This is a genomic window from Bradyrhizobium sp. USDA 4538 (genome assembly GCF_024171045.1).
GTDB classification, from domain to species: domain Bacteria; phylum Pseudomonadota; class Alphaproteobacteria; order Rhizobiales; family Xanthobacteraceae; genus Bradyrhizobium; species Bradyrhizobium australafricanum.
The window spans coordinates 1,911,712-1,926,415 of the sequence record NZ_JALJZE010000001.1 but is presented as its reverse complement, the minus strand read 5'-3'; the positions used below and the strand labels follow the sequence as shown (position 1 = coordinate 1,926,415).

Genomic DNA, 14,704 nt, shown 5'->3' with positions numbered 1-14,704 from the left:
TGGGCGTAGTGGTGCCCTTCAACAACATCAATATGGAAGGGATGTATCAGCGCGGCCTTCCTCCGCGCATCCACCTCTCAGCGCGACGGCCACTGCCCTGGCGCGCTTACAATTGTGCGCAGGAGCTCGGCCATCACGTATTCGGTCATGTCTCGTCGATCGATGAACTGCGCGAGGATGCGAAAGCGCAACCCTGGGACGATCCAAAAGAGTTCTTGGCGGATACATTTGCAGGGTTCGCCCTCATGTCATCGGCTCGCGTCGCGCCTTTGCTGTGCGACGCTGGACGCCGGAAACGGCGACGCCAGCGCAGATATTCACTATCGCCTGCCGGGTTCGGTCGGCTACGCGACACTTCTCACTCAGCTCTCGGCAGGGGTGAACTTGCTGTCGCGCGGCCTCTCTGCAGCGAGTCACGCCTAAAGACTTGCGAACAGATATCCTTGGCAAACAGGCCGGATCGGCAAATCCTAAGCGACTACGGCATCTCGAACCCTGGCCAGCACCCGTCTTCTTCATGCCCGCCCGTGCGCTGCTGGCAGGTGTTATCGAGCAGCCGCTGCGCGACGTCCTTCCAGAGCGCATTATCGCCATACAAGCGGACGGCAACGGCGGTCTGGATTTCCAGGGTCCGCTCGCAGCGGCGACAGGAGACGCGCAGCACGTGGCCCTTAATATCGGAAAGGCGTCGCGGTCGGGCCTGGGTCACGGTCGCGCCGGCGCGAGGGTCTTTGAGGACCGATTCCCAATATTCCGCCGGGAGGGGGGCATCAGGACCCGCAGCGGAGGGCGCTCGTCGACGGTCGGCTTCAGCGGCCAATTTTTCCATCTGCTTCGCGGTCGGCATGCGCCAGCTCGCGGGTCGGTCGGTCATGTCCGAATTAGAACATAGCAAGAACAAATGTCGAGTCCGACCTAGGACCGATCGACATTCAGGATTCCCAAGCGGTTTGATCGCTGATTCATAGAGTTCCGTGATTCGAGACACGGAGCAGATGGTGGCGGCGAAACGATATGAGCTGACGGAGGCGCAATGGGCGAGGATTGCGCCACTGCTGCCGGGGAAAGCTGGCGACCCGGGACGTACGGCTGCGGACAATCGACTGTTCGTCAACGGATGTTTGTGGGTTTTGCGATCGGGCGCACACTGGAGCGACCTGCCGGAACGGTACGGCAAGTGGAAAACGGTGCATCAGCGCTTCAGCCGCTGGTGCCATGCCGGCGTCTGGGAGTGCGTGTTCGCTGCTCTGACCGCCGATCGCGACAACCAGTATCTGATGATCGACAGCACCATCGTTCGCGCCCACCAGCAGGCGACGAGCGGAAAAGGGGGGCCAAAGATCAGGCGCTGGGGCGTTCCCGAGGTGGACTGACCACCAAGATCCACATGCTGGCTGATGCGCTCGGCCGTCCGCTCCGCTTCATCGTCACGGCTGGGCAAGTTAATGACATCACCCAGGCGCCGGCACTGCTCCACGGCCAAAGCGGCGATGCCGTGCTCGCCGACAAGGCCTATGACAGCAACGCCCTGCGTGCGATCATCGCGGAAATCGGCGCAACGGCGGTGATCCCGTCAAACCGCACCCGCAGGATCATCATTCCGCACGACGCCGACGCATACAAACAGCGCAACCGCATCGAGCGCTGCTTTGGCCAGCTCAAACACTTCCGACGCTTGGCAACCCGTTATGACAGGCGATCTGACAACTTTACCGGCTTCATCCATCTCGCTGCCGCAATGATCTGGATGCAATGAATGTCGATCGGTCCTAGCAGCAGCTGAGAAAAATCCTCCTTTGGGACGGGTCGCGATGTCGGAACCAAGCCGGGTCGTTCGTCTTGAATCCGGTATCAGTATCGGAGTTCCCCCGGCATGGCCCCCCGCGCTAACTGGAAAGGCTTCCTGCGTCTTTCCCTCGTCACCTGTCCGGTCGCGCTTTATCCGGCCACCTCGGACTCCGAAAAGGTCTCGTTCAACCAGCTGAACCGAAAGACCGGCCATCGGATCAAGTATGCCAAGGTCGACGCCGACACCGGCGAGGAGGTCGACAACGAGGACATCGTCAAGGGCTACAAGGTTGATACCGATATCTTCATCGAAGTGACCAAGGAGGAGCTCGAGAACGTCGCGCTGGAGTCTACGCGAACCATCGAGATCGACGAGTTTGTCGACCGCAGCGAGATCGATCCGCGATATCTCATTCGCCCCTACTACCTGCGTCCCGACGGTAAAGTCGGGCACGATGCCTTCGCCGTCATTCGGGAAACCATCCGCGAGATGAATAAGGTCGCAATTGGTCGTGTGGTGCTGACCAATCGGGAGCACATCATCGCGCTCGAGCCGCTGGACAAGGGACTGATGGGCACGCTGCTGCGCTACCCCTACGAGGTCCGTTCTGCGGATGAGTATTTCGAAGATATCCAGGATGTGAAACTCACCAAGGACATGCTCGATCTCGCCAAACACATCGTCAATCAGAAGGCGGGCCATTTCGAGCCGGACAAGTTCGAAGACCAATACGAAACCGCCCTCATCGATCTCATCAACCAGAAGCGCGCCGGCAAACCAATCACCGCGAAAGCTCGCCCCCGCGGCGAGAACGTGGTGGACCTGATGGACGCGCTGCGAAAGAGCATCGGAAGAGAGGGGGCGACCGCGACAGAGGCACCCAAGAAATCAGGAAAAAAGCCGCGCAAGGCGGCGGCTGGGCAGAAGGAAATGCTGATGCCGATCGCAGGCAAGAAGCCGCCGAAGGAGACCGCGGCGAAGAAGCCGGCGGCCAAGCCGCAGCGAAAGTCGGCTTAGGTATCGTGTATCATCCGGTGACGCCGGACGGCCACTATTCGTCGTCCGCGACAGGCTCTGGCGGATGGCAAATCCAATCTCCGTGAGGTCACGCGAGATCATCTCGTCCGCAGTCTAATGGCGGCCCGGCGGGCAGCGCGCGACGCCAGGAAGGCGGCCGACCGCGAGGCCGAAATAACAGTGGTAGGATCGTGGACAAGGTTAAGCAGGCGCTCGGCGAGCGCGGTACGGTATGGTGGGACGTGGGCTCGCTGGATCTCAACCGTCGCGTGGCGAAGAACACGCTTGGTGCCAGCAGGTATGCGAAACTAAATCACTCCGAACGTGGAGGACCGTGAGTTGCCAAAAGCCGCTATCTTCGATCTGGACGGCACGCTTCTTGACTCGGTGGATCTCCACGCGCTGGCATGGCAGGAAGCTTTGCTCAAGTTTGGCCACGATGTCAGCTTTGAGAACGTTAGAGGACAGATCGGTAAAGGCGGAGACAAGCTCATTCCCGTCTTTCTGTCCGTCGACGAACAACGGGACCACGGCAAGGAACTGGAGGAGTGGCGTGGGAAGCGTTTCAAGTCGGAATATCTGCCGCTTGTGCGTCCCTTCTCGGCCGTCCCAAACTTGCTGCGGCGCGTTCGCGACGCTGGAGTCCGGATCGCGGTTGCTTCCTCGGCCAAGAAGGATGAAGTCAATGATTATCTCGACGTCGCTCGCGTCGTCGATCTCGTGGACCTCACAACTTCTTCCGACGATGTAGATGAATCGAAACCGGAGCCGGACATCTTCAATGTCGTTCTCAGGAAGCTCAAGATTGATGGCGCCGGCACCGTTGCGATCGGTGATATGCCGTACGATGCGGAAGCGGCTGGTAAGGCGGGAGTTCGCTCGATTGGCGTGCTCTGCGGAGGCTTCACAGAACACGAATTGAGGAAAGCCGGGTGCGCCGAGGTGTATCCGGGGCCCGCTGCGCTACTGGCCTGTTTCGAACGATCTTTGCTGTGCAATTAGTCAGTCGTCGCGCCTTCAGTGCTCCTCGCCTGCAATCAGCTCTCGATTGCTCTGCAAAGTAGGAGCGATATGGCTGAAAAAACTTCCAGGAGATCGACCTCGAGCGCGGGGATTCTCGCATACCGCAAGGGCGCCCGCGGGCTCGAGGTTCTGCTCGTTCATCCCGGTGGTCCGTTCTGGCGTAAGAAGGATGATGGCGCCGGTCCATTCCAAAAGGTGAAATCGATGCCAATGATGCACCGGAGAACGTCGCTCGACGCGAATTTGCCGAAGAACTCGGCCCCAGCGCTTCGATTGGTCCACTCCGGGCGCTGGAGGAAGTCCGACAGGGGAGGGAAGCGCGTTATCGCATTCGCCGGCAAGGGCCATTTTGACCCGGCGGCGCTGACCAGCAATACCTTCGATATCGAATGGCCGCCCAGAAGCGGTCGACGGCAGAGCTTTCCCGAAGTCGACCGCGTGGAATGGTTTGATATCGAGTTCGCGCGGACCAAGATGCTGTCCGCTCAGATAAAGTTTCTCGATCGTCTTTTGGCGATCGCCGTTGAGGGCGCCGGGAAATAATGTTCAGGATTGGAATCATTTCGGACACGCACGGCCTGTTGAGGCCCGAGGCGGAACGAGGGTTGACGGGCGTCGATCACATCATCCATGCCGGTGACATCGGGCGGCCCGAGATCGTCGATGCGCTTCGCCGGATCGCGCCCGTCAAAGCCATTCGTGGAAACGTGGACAGTGGCGAGTGGGCTCGCGACTACCCCGACACGACCCTTGTGCGCTTGGCGGGAAAATCGATCTACGTTCTGCACGACTTGAAGACGCTGAAGGCCGACCCCGGCGCCGGCATCGACGTCATCGTCTCCGGGCATTCCCACGTGCCGAAGATCGACAGGGTCGGCGGCGTTCTCTATCTGAATCCCGGCAGCGCGGGACCCCGGCGTTTCAAGCTGCCGATCACGCTTGCGACGCTCGAACTCACGCCTGACGGCATGCGACCGGAAATCCATGACCTCGGAAGCGACTGAGTGCCACCGCGGAGGAATTCACACCGGAGGAGGCGAGTGCGTCAACCTTTTTGCCGGCTTTCGCCGAACGAAAGTTCTACTTGCGCCGACGTTCGCGCTCGCGCACGACGTCCTTGGCCCGCTTGTCGGACCTGAGCCCAAGGTAGACGGGCTGGCGCAGTTCGCCCTTGCTCGTCCACTCCGCGAATTTGACCTCGGCAACCAACGAGGGCCTGACCCAGGTCGTGGCGGCCTCGTCCTTCACTTTGGCAGGGAAGGGTGATTTCGGGGTCGTCAGCTTCACGAGCTTGGCGTGGAGCTCTTCCAGGACCTTGTGGCTGAATCCAGTCCCGACATGTCCGATATAGCGCCATGCGTCGTCTTCCCGCACGGCAAGGACCAGGGCGCCGAAGAATGGCCTGCTGCGCCTCGGCGCTGTGAAGCCCGCGATCACCACTTCCTGCCGCTTTGCTGTCTTGATCTTCAGCCAATCCGCCGTCCGGCTTCCGGACGCATAGGCGCTGTCGGCGCGCTTCGCCATGATGCCTTCCAGACCCTTCCGCTCGGCCTCGGCGAAGAATTTCGTGCCGTTCGCTTTGCGGTGACGGCTGAAGGCGATCAGCCGGTGATGTGGCAGGATCGCTTTCAGCCGCTCCTTGCGCTCGAGAAGAGGCTGTTTGCGCAAGTCAATTGCGTTCTGAAACATGAGATCGAAGGCACAATACAGGAGCTTTGCTTCATGACGCAGCGCGTTTTGAAGCAGCTGGAAATGCGAGACGCCGTCCTTTCCGATCGCCACGAGCTCGCCGTCGATCACGGCGTCGCCCCTCACGCCCTCCAGCGCTTTGGCGACCTCGATATAGCTGCGGCTGATGATCTTGCCGTTGCGGCTGTAGAGCGAAACCTTGCCCCGCCGGATTTCTGCTATCATCCGGAAGCCATCGTACTTATCCTCGAAAATCCAGCCGGGATCGTCGAACGGCGCGTCGGTGAGCGTCGCCAGCATCGGCTGTAAGCGCTTGGGCAGGGTCGACGTCCGGCTCATTCAAGGGCCAATTTTTCAGAGCGTGTTGCGTAATGCATGGACGTCCTTCAAGAATGAGGGAACGCTTAAAGCCATGGCATGTTCCGTCAGACGCGCGGCAAATCCCAGAGTGCGCGACGCTAACTATCGAACGTGAAGGTCTGATCAGACCGATGGCCAGAAAACTGAAAACCTACCTGACCTCGCTGGGCTTCTTCGATCTGGCGATCGCCGCTCCTTCCATGAAAGCGGCGCTGGAAGCGTGGGGCGCAGACAGCAATCTCTTTCATCAGGGCATCAGGGCGCGGCGAAGGAAGGCGATGATCCGGACGTCATCGCCGCGACCATCGCAAAGCCTGGCGTCGTGCTCAGGCGTCCGGTCGGATCCGACGGATCTTTCAAGGAGCATGCCGAGCTGCCCACCGATCTCGGCGGTGGCACGCCAACGAAAACTGCCCGCAAGCCGAAAGGCTCTAAGGCGAAGAAGCTTCCCTCTCGCCCTGTCGACAAGGCTGCGGAGCGAAAGGCCGCTCTCGACTACGACCAAGAACAGAGGCGTCGCGAGGTGGAACGAGCGAGAGAGGAGGCCGCCCGACAGAAGGAGAGAAAACGCCGTCAGCAGGCGGTCGACAAGGCGCAGGCTGCGTTGGACAAGGCCGAACAGGAACACGCGAAACGAGCCGCGGCCATCCAGGCGGAGGTCGTGGCTATTGAGAAGAGATCGCAGGCCGAAGAAAATCGGTGGGATAAAGAGAAAGCGCGATTGGAAGCTGCGATGCGGCGTGCGCGGGCTAGTTAGCGGTTCTTTGGTCGGCGGCACGAGCGATCAGCGCCATGAACTCGCAACGGCTTATGGCGGTGCGCTCATACTCTTATTTCGCTTTCGGCACCTCGGATGCGAGCGGCGCGCCCCAATTGTAGGAAAAGCGGACGCCGGTCAGAAGAATGAAGTCATTTCATTCTTGATCCCCGCTTAGTCCAGCTCGGCAAGTGCCGGCTCACCCGCGCTTATAGTCTGGCCGGATAGACGGGGACGACAAAGTGGGCTGGCTTGCGGTTGCGGTGCAACCATCGGTAAATGTTGAGGCCGCTTGGTCAGGACCGTGGGTAATGCCTCAGTTTGAAATTCAGCTTTGGGCATGTTCGTGCCTCGCAGCGGCAAAAACCTCGCGCGCGGCGTCAGCATTGATCGCCGCGATTGCAAGGCCAACGATGATGTCTGGCCATGCTGAGTTCCACGCAAATGCGGTCACGAGCCCGGCTGCGACAATGGCGATATTGGCCATAACGTCGTTGCGAGCCGACAAGAATGCAGCGCGGGTGAGACTTCCGCCCTGATGGCGATAACGCGCGAGCATGAGGGCGCAAAACAGGTTAACCAGCATGGCGCCAACCGCTGTTAGCGCCAGCGGAGTGGGCTCTGGCGGGATAGGAGTGCTGAATTTCTCCCAAGCCGTCCAAAGTGTCGCCAACGCTGGTATCAGAAGAACTCCGGCCAGCGCCATTCCGAGCCGCGCCCGATTGCGAATCGTCCAGCCGAGACCGACCAGGATCAAGAAATTCACCGATGCATCTTCTAGAAAGTCGATGCTATCGGCGAATAGAGAAACCGATCCGATCCAGACGGCTACGGCAAATTCGATTCCGAAATAGGCGAGGTTCAGAATCGCGACCAACCGCACGGTCTTACTTAGTGCCGTTCTCATCATGCTTTCATCGTCCAGATGCCCCGGTGTACCGTCCCTAGAAAAAATAGGAAGCCCTGATAAAAAGAGCCGAGCCCTTTGCAGCTAACAAACATGCACGACGACAAGGCAAGAGATTGAGCGGAAGTTAGCGAAGTGCCGTGACCTTTGCTTGAGTTGCCGGGCGGACTAACGAGCTCGGCTGCGCCCTGCTTAGCGAACAGCGGGCTTCGGCAGTTCTTCTTGAAGCGCTGCAAGGGTGAGGTTCGCCCCAGGCACGCCAGTGAACTTACACTGGATGGTCGATTTCGCGGTTGTGCGGTATTGCCGTTTTAGCGCTCCCAGGAAAACGCCATCACGGCCGCGGTCGTTCGATCCCAAAAACGTCTGGACAGGCCACTTCAACATTTCGGCGGTGAGAGAGCAGGCGAGGTCTTGGAAGGCCTTCGAGCCGAGCTGCTCAAATTGAAGCTCACGTCAACCCAGGGCTGCCTTAGTATTCTACTACGGCCTCAACCAACGAATAGCTCGTGCTACGACCGCCGGCCGCGTCCTTCGCGAGTATCCCCTTCGCAACCAGATCTTCGATGTCGCGCAGAGCGGTGTCTTGCGAGACCTTGGTAAGTTTGGCCCACTTCGATGAGTTAAGCTTGCCTTCAAAGCCCTCGAACAGACGTTCGATCATTGCTTTCTGGCGCTCGTTCAATTTCTGACCCGCGTGTTTCTTCCAGAAGCGCGCTTTCTTGAGCACGGGTGCCAGGATTGTATCGGCACGGTCAAAGGAGCGATCAAGACAATCGAGAAACCAAGTGAGCCACTCAGTGATCTCAAGGTCGCCCTTCTGCGTCGCTTCCAAGATATCGTAGTAGGCATTGCGCTCCTGCCCAATTTGAGCCTACATGCTGTAGAATCGTTGTGGGCTGTTTTCGGAACCTGCTAGCGCCAGATCGGCAATCGCGCGCGCGATGCGGCCGTTGCCATCCTCAAAAGGATGGATGGTCACAAACCACAGATGGGCAATAGCCGCCTTCAGCACCGGATCGATGTCCTGCGTGCCGTTGAACCAGCCGATGAAGGATTTCATCTCATCGGGTAGCAGTGTCGCTTTGGGTGCTTCGTAATGTACGCGCTCGCGTCCGATCGCGCCCGAGACGACCTGCATAGGTCCGGATTGTTCGGTGCGCCAGGCTCCCACCGTGATTTTGGTCATGCCGCTGCGACCTGTAGGAAACAGGGCAGCGTGCCAGCCAGATAGGCGTTCGGCGGTAAGGGGGGCATTGTACTTGCCCGTTGCGTCGACCATCATTTCGACAATTTCTTCGACATTGCGCTCAGCTGGCGTAAGAGCGCCGATATCGACACCCAAGCGGCGTGCGAGTGACGAACGAACCTGGTCGCGGCTGAGAACTTCGCCCTCGATCTCGCTCGACTTCGTCACTTCCTCGGTAAGCGCTTCGAGGTTGGCTTCGGTTTTTAGTTTGAAGCCCAGTTCTTCCATGCGACCGGTAAGGCGCCCCTGCCGATTGCGAACAGCCGCGAGCCTTTGGGCGAGCTTCGCCGCATCCCAGTGAAATGGGGCCAATCCTGAAGTTCGTGGATATTGGTCATTCGCCGTATCTTTTGCGGAGAATATGGAGTCTATTCGCCGCAAAAGAAAGGGTATTCTACGCACGAGATGCGGAGAATACGTAATGGCGAGTGGAAACCGGCGATCGGGTGGCCGCTGCGCGGCTGCCCACCACTCCTGCTTTCAACAGACTTTCTCCAACAAGCGAGCGCCAATAGACGCCGAAATCGATCAAAGCCTCACGCTGCTCGTCGAGGCCAAGAAACCGTCTTCCCACGGGATACGCGCAAAGCGCTTTGGCAGCTACGGGAGTACGCGCCGTTTTGGCGGGCGATCGCGGTCATTCCCCTTCTTGCCGCTAAATCCATATTCCCGGCTCGAAGGAATTTCTGCGACGGGAAAACGTCAGTTATTTTGGTGCTGTCCTAGCTAGGACACCCAGCGGAGGGGAATTAGGACACCAGTTAAGCATCCGGAAAAAATAGGCAATTCATTTACGTTTGATTCACGCAAGTTAATTGACCTGCTCCGGCTTTGATTCGATGATCTCGAGACTGGGTAGGCCGTTTCATCAAGGTCAATTTACTAAGGCCCAGAGGGGCGCCTAATTATTTCACCGGCGGCTCGGCAAGCGCGGAATGAGGAACGGCCTCAGCATCACCTCCAAGGGTGCTGGGGCCGTTTCTTTTTTTGGCGCGAGCCGCCCGGACCGGAGAGTTAATGGTTCCCTGCCTGTTTCTGGGTTGCCACAAAACTACGCCCGTACCATGCAGATGCGGACCACTCGTGGAGTGGGTCCCACGAGCGCTGCATGATCCCGGCGCTTGACGCGATGACAGAGTTAACCTTGGCCCCGGTCCGTCGCTGGGGCCGTTTCTTTGGGCTGGCCTGTGGACATGTCGTATGGCGGGGAAATTGTCAGGCCCCGGCGAATGCGTCGCGGATCGCTACCTTTTACGGATGGAAGCCATCCGTCCTGATCTCGGGCGCGCCGATCACGCGCTCGCGAGGGTCCTGAACGAAAAGTCCGTATTCTCCATTGTCGTGCTTGCCGTGCATTAGCTGATGATCGCCTTGCAGACGGCCATGCCGATAAACGTGTACTGGTCGCCCTTGTGGCCGATCATGTGGCGCTCAGCGCTAGGAAACCATGTCGTAACACTGGCACCCGGCGACGACAGAGCCGCAACTGAGCCTACCTTACTCTTCGGTAGGCGGTTGCTGGTCGGCTCGCCGTCGCGCCTCTAACCAATCAGCGAGAACCTTGTACTCGCGCTCCATTTTTTGGAGTTCGTCTTTAGTCTCTTTGTGCCCCGTGATAGCGGCCTGTAGATGGCACTCGCGCTCCAGCGCGCGGTACTTACGATGGGGCATCGTCCTTCCCCGGTGTCAGAGACGACCCTTATGATTCGTGCTTTCCAAAGTTATTTCGTGCTTCCAAAGTCATGCATTCAACTAGGATACTTAATCACGTTCCGCTGTCCCCGGTTCGTTCTCCGAGATCGGATTCCTTGATCTAGGTCAAAGACCGGATAGAGGTAGAACATCCGACGGGGCGCCTAGGACAGCGGACGTATACGCAGAGCACCAGCAATTGCCCGGCTTTCGGACAGTTTAGCTTAAATTGTCCTCGCACCCTCGACGACGCGCTGAGATAGAGCAGCCGGATGTTCACCGCCTGATGAAAAGCGAGACCTGATGACAACGTGCAGATAGCTGTGCTGGCGTATGCTGGCGCTGAACAGTGGCGGGTTCGTCCTGATTGAGAGATCCCGCGAGTTAGTGTTGGCGCCTTGGCGGCCGGTGCTGGAGCGCGCGGGGCAATTGGTCACCAGCCAAGTCGGCGGCGAGGGCATGTCTGGTCGATCGGCATCAAGCGCGGCATGAGGACGAAGACGTCGCTTTCGTTGGGGCGCTCCTCGCACCGAAAACCCTCGACGTCGCCAGTCTTGACCATAACGGTGCTGGGCTCCTCGACCGGCGCGATGAGGTATTGGTGCGACCAATGTCCTCGATGCTGGGCCTGTTCTTGAGGAGCGCTCCACCCGCCCGTCTTATTCGACACCATTGGACTGAAACGGTCGTCCAGCGCCTCGCGGTACTGCGCGGTTGACTAAGCCGCCGGAGTCCTTTCGCTGGAACGTCACGACGTCGCGGCTGAAGTCATAGCGAGCGAGGCGCGCCATGGGTCTTGAGCACCGCGTCCGGCACGGAGGCCGCGAGCAAGCAAAGCCCTTCGAGCATCAACTAGCGCCATTTGGGTCCGCGAGCATGAGCTTCCTTCCGGGCCGGTTTCAGTTCATGGCGGCCCTTTTCGGCCAGGGCCGCAAGCAAGGTTTCAGATTGCAGCAGGTCATTGTCCGGCTCTGCAAACCTGCAAGCGCCTGCAAGATGATGAGATTGTGGGCGGCATAGCGCGCCGGGGCGGGACATGCACGGAGATGCGGGCGGCATGCAGGATGACCGCGGGCTCGGGGTCACCGATCAAGAAATCGAGGACGCAGCGGCCGACCGCCGTGAGGGCGGGCAGCTTTTGGAGGCGGCCGGTCTCCTTTCCCCCTCGACGTGCAAGCCGCCTTTGGAGGCGTAGCTGGTCATGCACCGGCCGTCAGATCCGTGAGGAACGGCACGAGGAATTTATCGGCCTCCTTTAGCACGTCCAGAAGGGGCGGCGTTGAGTCGTCGACAGCCATCGAGACATCTTGAACTGGGCGATGTCGACGTCGCCGGTCTGTCGCGAGCCGGCGGAGCGGCGAACACCAAGCATGGCGGCATAGGTTTGGTGGGCGATCGCGCCAATGAGCATCCCGCGAAGGCGAAAAACGCCGGTCTTGGCAAGCGCCGCGATGACATCGCCGATCCCACGTTGAGGCGGGGAAAGCTGAAAGATCAGAGCCGCGCGCTGCCAGCAATGTTGAAATGTTGGCTTTGTTATTTCCCATACCAGCTCGTCGCGCTTCAGACGGATTGTCGCGAAAACGCCAGCTCATTTGTCCGGCACACAGGGGATGCGGGAGCGCAAATCTCGATACGTGCGGGTTTGATCGGCGAGTCAAATTGCCGAGCGCTGGGCGATGGTACGAAGCTTGCGTAAGAGCAGGTGATCGGCGGAGTACATCCGCCTTGTGACGGGCTCGGGATACGGGCGCTACATGAAGGTTGCCAGCATGTCAGGTATCGCTGCCGCTTTTCTCTTGCCTTGGAGCAGCTCCCATCAGACGGTTTATGATCGGCTCAAGCACATGCTTCCGAAGCTCTCGCTTCGTGGACAGGCAGGCGTCGGCATCGCCGCCTTCATGCACAACAAAGGCGTTCGATATAAAACCGCGTCTCGGCCATCACACGAACTGCGTGCGATCGACAAGGACGAGCAGGATGTGGAGTTCATTCCCCATGTTGCAATCGCTCATGTTCGCGATCGAGTTTGCACACAGGGTGAGAGTGACGATCGACCAACTTCCAATCGCAGGGCCGCCTCCCGCCAACTGACAATTTCGTTGGACGGAGCGTTAGTAAATGCTCGAGAGATTAGAGCAGAAGTGATTGTCCAAGGTCACACCTTCGAGGATCGGACGGACGCCGAACTCTTGCTCAAGCTAGTTGAACACATTTGTGAAAGGGATTATTGGCGCCAAGGCCTGCGCGTCAACTATGAGAACGTGTTTCGTGAGATTGATGAGCGCATTGATGGTGCTATTAGTGCGCTTTTGCTGGACGCCGAAGGAAATCTGGTTGCGTTCCGCAATAGGTATGGTCTGCGTCCTTTGGAGTTCATGCAGACGGACGATGGGTCCTTGCTCTTTGCGTCGGAAAATTGCGCCTTTGCCGGACTTCAGGGCAAGTCTGACCAAATCGTGCCGGGCTACATCAAATATGTGAACGGAAAAAACGGAGAATGCCTCGATCGTTCTGTCGGAGATTCTCGACGTGCCGCCAAGCTTTGCGCCTACGAAGCGCTTTACCTCGGAAGTCCGGATACGTCGATCCAGGGGCGATCTCACCTCGAAACTCGTTACAGCATTGGCGTCTCGCTGGGGGACCTTGTTGCGCGTCAGCTTCCTGCAGACCCGGGCGCCGCTCCAATCATCATCTCGTCCATGCCTGATACTGGAGGGCCCTACGCTGACGGCTTATTCGCATCTCTCGTAGCACGTGGGATTAGCGCCGAACGGCGTGAAGTCATCGAGACTCAAATCACTGAGCGAACTCTCATCGGCCCAAGTAGTGAGCGCAAGCGTCGTATCGCTCACAAATACCGTCTGGCTTCGACTGACGTCGAAAAACGCACGATACTCATTGCCGATGAAGCCCTCATTCGTGGCGACACCAGTCGGGTCGTAACGAATATACTTCTTGCTGCGGGCGTCGAAGCTGTCCATTGGGCAATCGGCTCACCGCCTATCGTGGCTCCGAATTACTACGGCGTGAATATTGAAACCATCGATGAACTGGCCTTCTGGCGGACATGGAAGAGGCTGTCCGCTCAACAGCGGAAGCAAAGCTTACTATTCAAAGATATCGAGCCGCACGTCCTCAAAACCATCGAAGCAAGAATCGCGGCCTCGATCAACGCGGCAACTGTGACCTACTTGCCCTTCCCGCGTCTCACATCGTTGCTGCCACGGGAGAGCGAGGGAATAGATTTGTCGCCCTTTACATTCGAAATGCCAACTCCTGCGGGGCAAAGGCGCGCAAACAGAGACCTGCATAATCTCATGGCCGACCACTATAGCGCCGCCTGAGGCCCGAATCATGAAGCCAGCTCTTGTTTTTGATTGGAATGGCACGTTGCTTGACGATGCCCAGGCGCTACTGCAAACGACCAATACTATCTTGGAGCGCTTTGGACGCCCGACGATCGATCTGGATACCTTTCGGGATCATTGCGATGTTCCACTATCCATTCTTTTCCGAAATGTCGGGATGTCAGAAGCGGAAGTCGCAGCCGTAGATCGCGATGGCGGCGCAATCTTCCATGACACCTACGAGCCGCTAGCCGACAAAGCGGAGTTACGCGTAGGTGCGCGCATAATGCTGGAATTGGCGCGCCAAGAAGCGGCTTCGTCCATCATCGTGAGTAACCATATAGTCGCGCCCCTTGTTGCTCAATTGCGAAGGCTCGGAATCGACAGCTACTTCAATGACGTCCTGGCTTTTGAAAGCCGTCTCACCCAGTATAAAACGATGAGCAAAGGGGAGCGGCTTCGGCGGTACATGGAGGAGAATGATCTAAAGCCTGAGTCAACTTTCATCATCGGGGATATGCCAGTGGAAACCAACATTGCGCGAAGCCTCGGACTGATAAGCATATCCATCACCGGCGGATTTGTTTCCGAAGCACGCTTGCGAGCAGCGAAGCCGGACCACATCATTCACAACTATCACGAGCTGTTACCAATCGTTCAAGCGCATGGCTTTTTCTAAATTGATAGATGGTACGTGCGAAGTCGCACTTAAGCCGGCGGTGGGAAGGAGTAGGCCTTGTCGAACTGGGGCCCATGGGAGGGTATTGGTATCAGCCTCTTGCGTCACCAGAATGAAGCTTACAAGGATCATTGTGCGACGGACCGTCCGAACATAATACCATCGCCGAGTTGTCGTGGCCCGTAAAAGCCT

13 protein-coding genes and 3 pseudogenes are annotated in these 14,704 nt (G+C 58.5%); 10 read left to right on the top strand and 6 right to left on the bottom strand.

Annotation, left to right across the window (positions count from 1 at the left end; translation table 11 throughout):
* Nucleotides 1-32: 32 nt before the first annotated feature.
* A pseudogene (locus J2R78_RS08420) lies at nucleotides 33-221 on the top strand (Zn peptidase); the annotation flags it as partial.
* A gap of 257 nt (nucleotides 222-478) precedes the next feature.
* On the opposite strand, the gene J2R78_RS08415 reads toward J2R78_RS08420, so the two are convergent.
* Nucleotides 479-874, bottom strand: a complete 396-nt coding sequence (locus tag J2R78_RS08415; protein WP_253603874.1) for a hypothetical protein — start codon at nucleotides 872-874, stop codon at nucleotides 479-481.
* A gap of 121 nt (nucleotides 875-995) precedes the next feature.
* On the opposite strand from J2R78_RS08415, the gene J2R78_RS08410 reads away from it, so the two are divergent.
* The 5 genes and pseudogenes from J2R78_RS08410 to J2R78_RS08385 all read left to right on the top strand — a co-directional run bounded on the left by J2R78_RS08410 (nucleotide 996) and on the right by J2R78_RS08385 (nucleotide 4,833).
* Nucleotides 996-1,756 (top strand): IS5 family transposase gene (locus J2R78_RS08410; protein WP_199805250.1). Its coding sequence is split into 2 segments (ribosomal slippage): nucleotides 996-1,341 and nucleotides 1,341-1,756, totalling 762 coding nucleotides; the frame shifts between segments, so codons are not numbered across the junction.
* 117 nt (nucleotides 1,757-1,873) lie between these two features.
* Nucleotides 1,874-2,806, top strand: coding sequence for a Ku protein (locus J2R78_RS08405; protein WP_253603872.1), 933 nt, complete (start codon nucleotides 1,874-1,876; stop codon nucleotides 2,804-2,806).
* A 339-nt stretch (nucleotides 2,807-3,145) separates the two neighbouring features.
* Nucleotides 3,146-3,808 (top strand): HAD family hydrolase, encoded by a 663-nt coding sequence (locus tag J2R78_RS08395; protein ID WP_253603869.1) that lies wholly within the window; start codon nucleotides 3,146-3,148, stop codon nucleotides 3,806-3,808.
* Between the two features lie 69 nt (nucleotides 3,809-3,877).
* Nucleotides 3,878-4,372: pseudogene (locus tag J2R78_RS08390) on the top strand (NUDIX domain-containing protein).
* Nucleotides 4,369-4,833: a metallophosphoesterase family protein gene (locus tag J2R78_RS08385; protein ID WP_253609779.1), complete on the top strand. Its 465-nt coding sequence runs from the start codon at nucleotides 4,369-4,371 to the stop codon at nucleotides 4,831-4,833. The pseudogene J2R78_RS08390 and the gene J2R78_RS08385 overlap by 4 nt, the downstream one beginning before the upstream one ends.
* 76 nt (nucleotides 4,834-4,909) lie before the next feature.
* Here the strand turns inward: J2R78_RS08385 and ligD are convergent, their stop codons facing one another.
* On the bottom strand, nucleotides 4,910-5,857 hold the full coding sequence (gene ligD, locus J2R78_RS08380; protein WP_253603867.1) for a non-homologous end-joining DNA ligase: 948 nt from the start codon (nucleotides 5,855-5,857) through the stop codon (nucleotides 4,910-4,912).
* A 152-nt stretch (nucleotides 5,858-6,009) separates the two neighbouring features.
* Here ligD and J2R78_RS08375 point away from each other — a divergent pair.
* Nucleotides 6,010-6,635 (top strand): annotated as a pseudogene (locus J2R78_RS08375) (cell envelope biogenesis protein TolA).
* 328 nt (nucleotides 6,636-6,963) lie between these two features.
* On the opposite strand, the gene J2R78_RS08370 reads toward J2R78_RS08375, so the two are convergent.
* From J2R78_RS08370 to J2R78_RS44975, 3 genes are all read right to left on the bottom strand, one after another.
* On the bottom strand, nucleotides 6,964-7,542 hold the full coding sequence (locus J2R78_RS08370) for a cation transporter (protein WP_253609778.1): 579 nt from the start codon (nucleotides 7,540-7,542) through the stop codon (nucleotides 6,964-6,966).
* 472 nt (nucleotides 7,543-8,014) lie between these two features.
* The gene (locus tag J2R78_RS44980) at nucleotides 8,015-8,377 is read right to left on the bottom strand and encodes a hypothetical protein (RefSeq protein WP_309144988.1); all 363 of its coding nucleotides are present in this window, start codon (nucleotides 8,375-8,377) and stop codon (nucleotides 8,015-8,017) included.
* Nucleotides 8,378-8,416: 39 nt separating this feature from the next.
* The gene (locus J2R78_RS44975; RefSeq protein WP_309144987.1) at nucleotides 8,417-9,193 is read right to left on the bottom strand and encodes a DUF4172 domain-containing protein; all 777 of its coding nucleotides are present in this window, start codon (nucleotides 9,191-9,193) and stop codon (nucleotides 8,417-8,419) included.
* Nucleotides 9,194-9,991: 798 nt separating this feature from the next.
* On the opposite strand from J2R78_RS44975, the gene J2R78_RS08360 reads away from it, so the two are divergent.
* Complete coding sequence (locus tag J2R78_RS08360; RefSeq protein ID WP_253636003.1) at nucleotides 9,992-10,150, top strand: hypothetical protein; 159 nt, start codon at nucleotides 9,992-9,994, stop codon at nucleotides 10,148-10,150.
* A 1,588-nt stretch (nucleotides 10,151-11,738) separates the two neighbouring features.
* Here J2R78_RS08360 and J2R78_RS45310 read toward each other — a convergent pair.
* Nucleotides 11,739-11,894, bottom strand: coding sequence for a GSU2403 family nucleotidyltransferase fold protein (locus J2R78_RS45310; protein WP_375167002.1), 156 nt, complete (start codon nucleotides 11,892-11,894; stop codon nucleotides 11,739-11,741).
* A 346-nt stretch (nucleotides 11,895-12,240) separates the two neighbouring features.
* On the opposite strand from J2R78_RS45310, the gene J2R78_RS08350 reads away from it, so the two are divergent.
* On the top strand, nucleotides 12,241-13,830 hold the full coding sequence (locus J2R78_RS08350; RefSeq protein WP_253603863.1) for a hypothetical protein: 1,590 nt from the start codon (nucleotides 12,241-12,243) through the stop codon (nucleotides 13,828-13,830).
* Between the two features lie 10 nt (nucleotides 13,831-13,840).
* Nucleotides 13,841-14,512: an HAD family hydrolase gene (locus J2R78_RS08345; protein ID WP_253603861.1), complete on the top strand. Its 672-nt coding sequence runs from the start codon at nucleotides 13,841-13,843 to the stop codon at nucleotides 14,510-14,512.
* The last annotated feature ends 192 nt before the right edge of the window (nucleotides 14,513-14,704 follow it).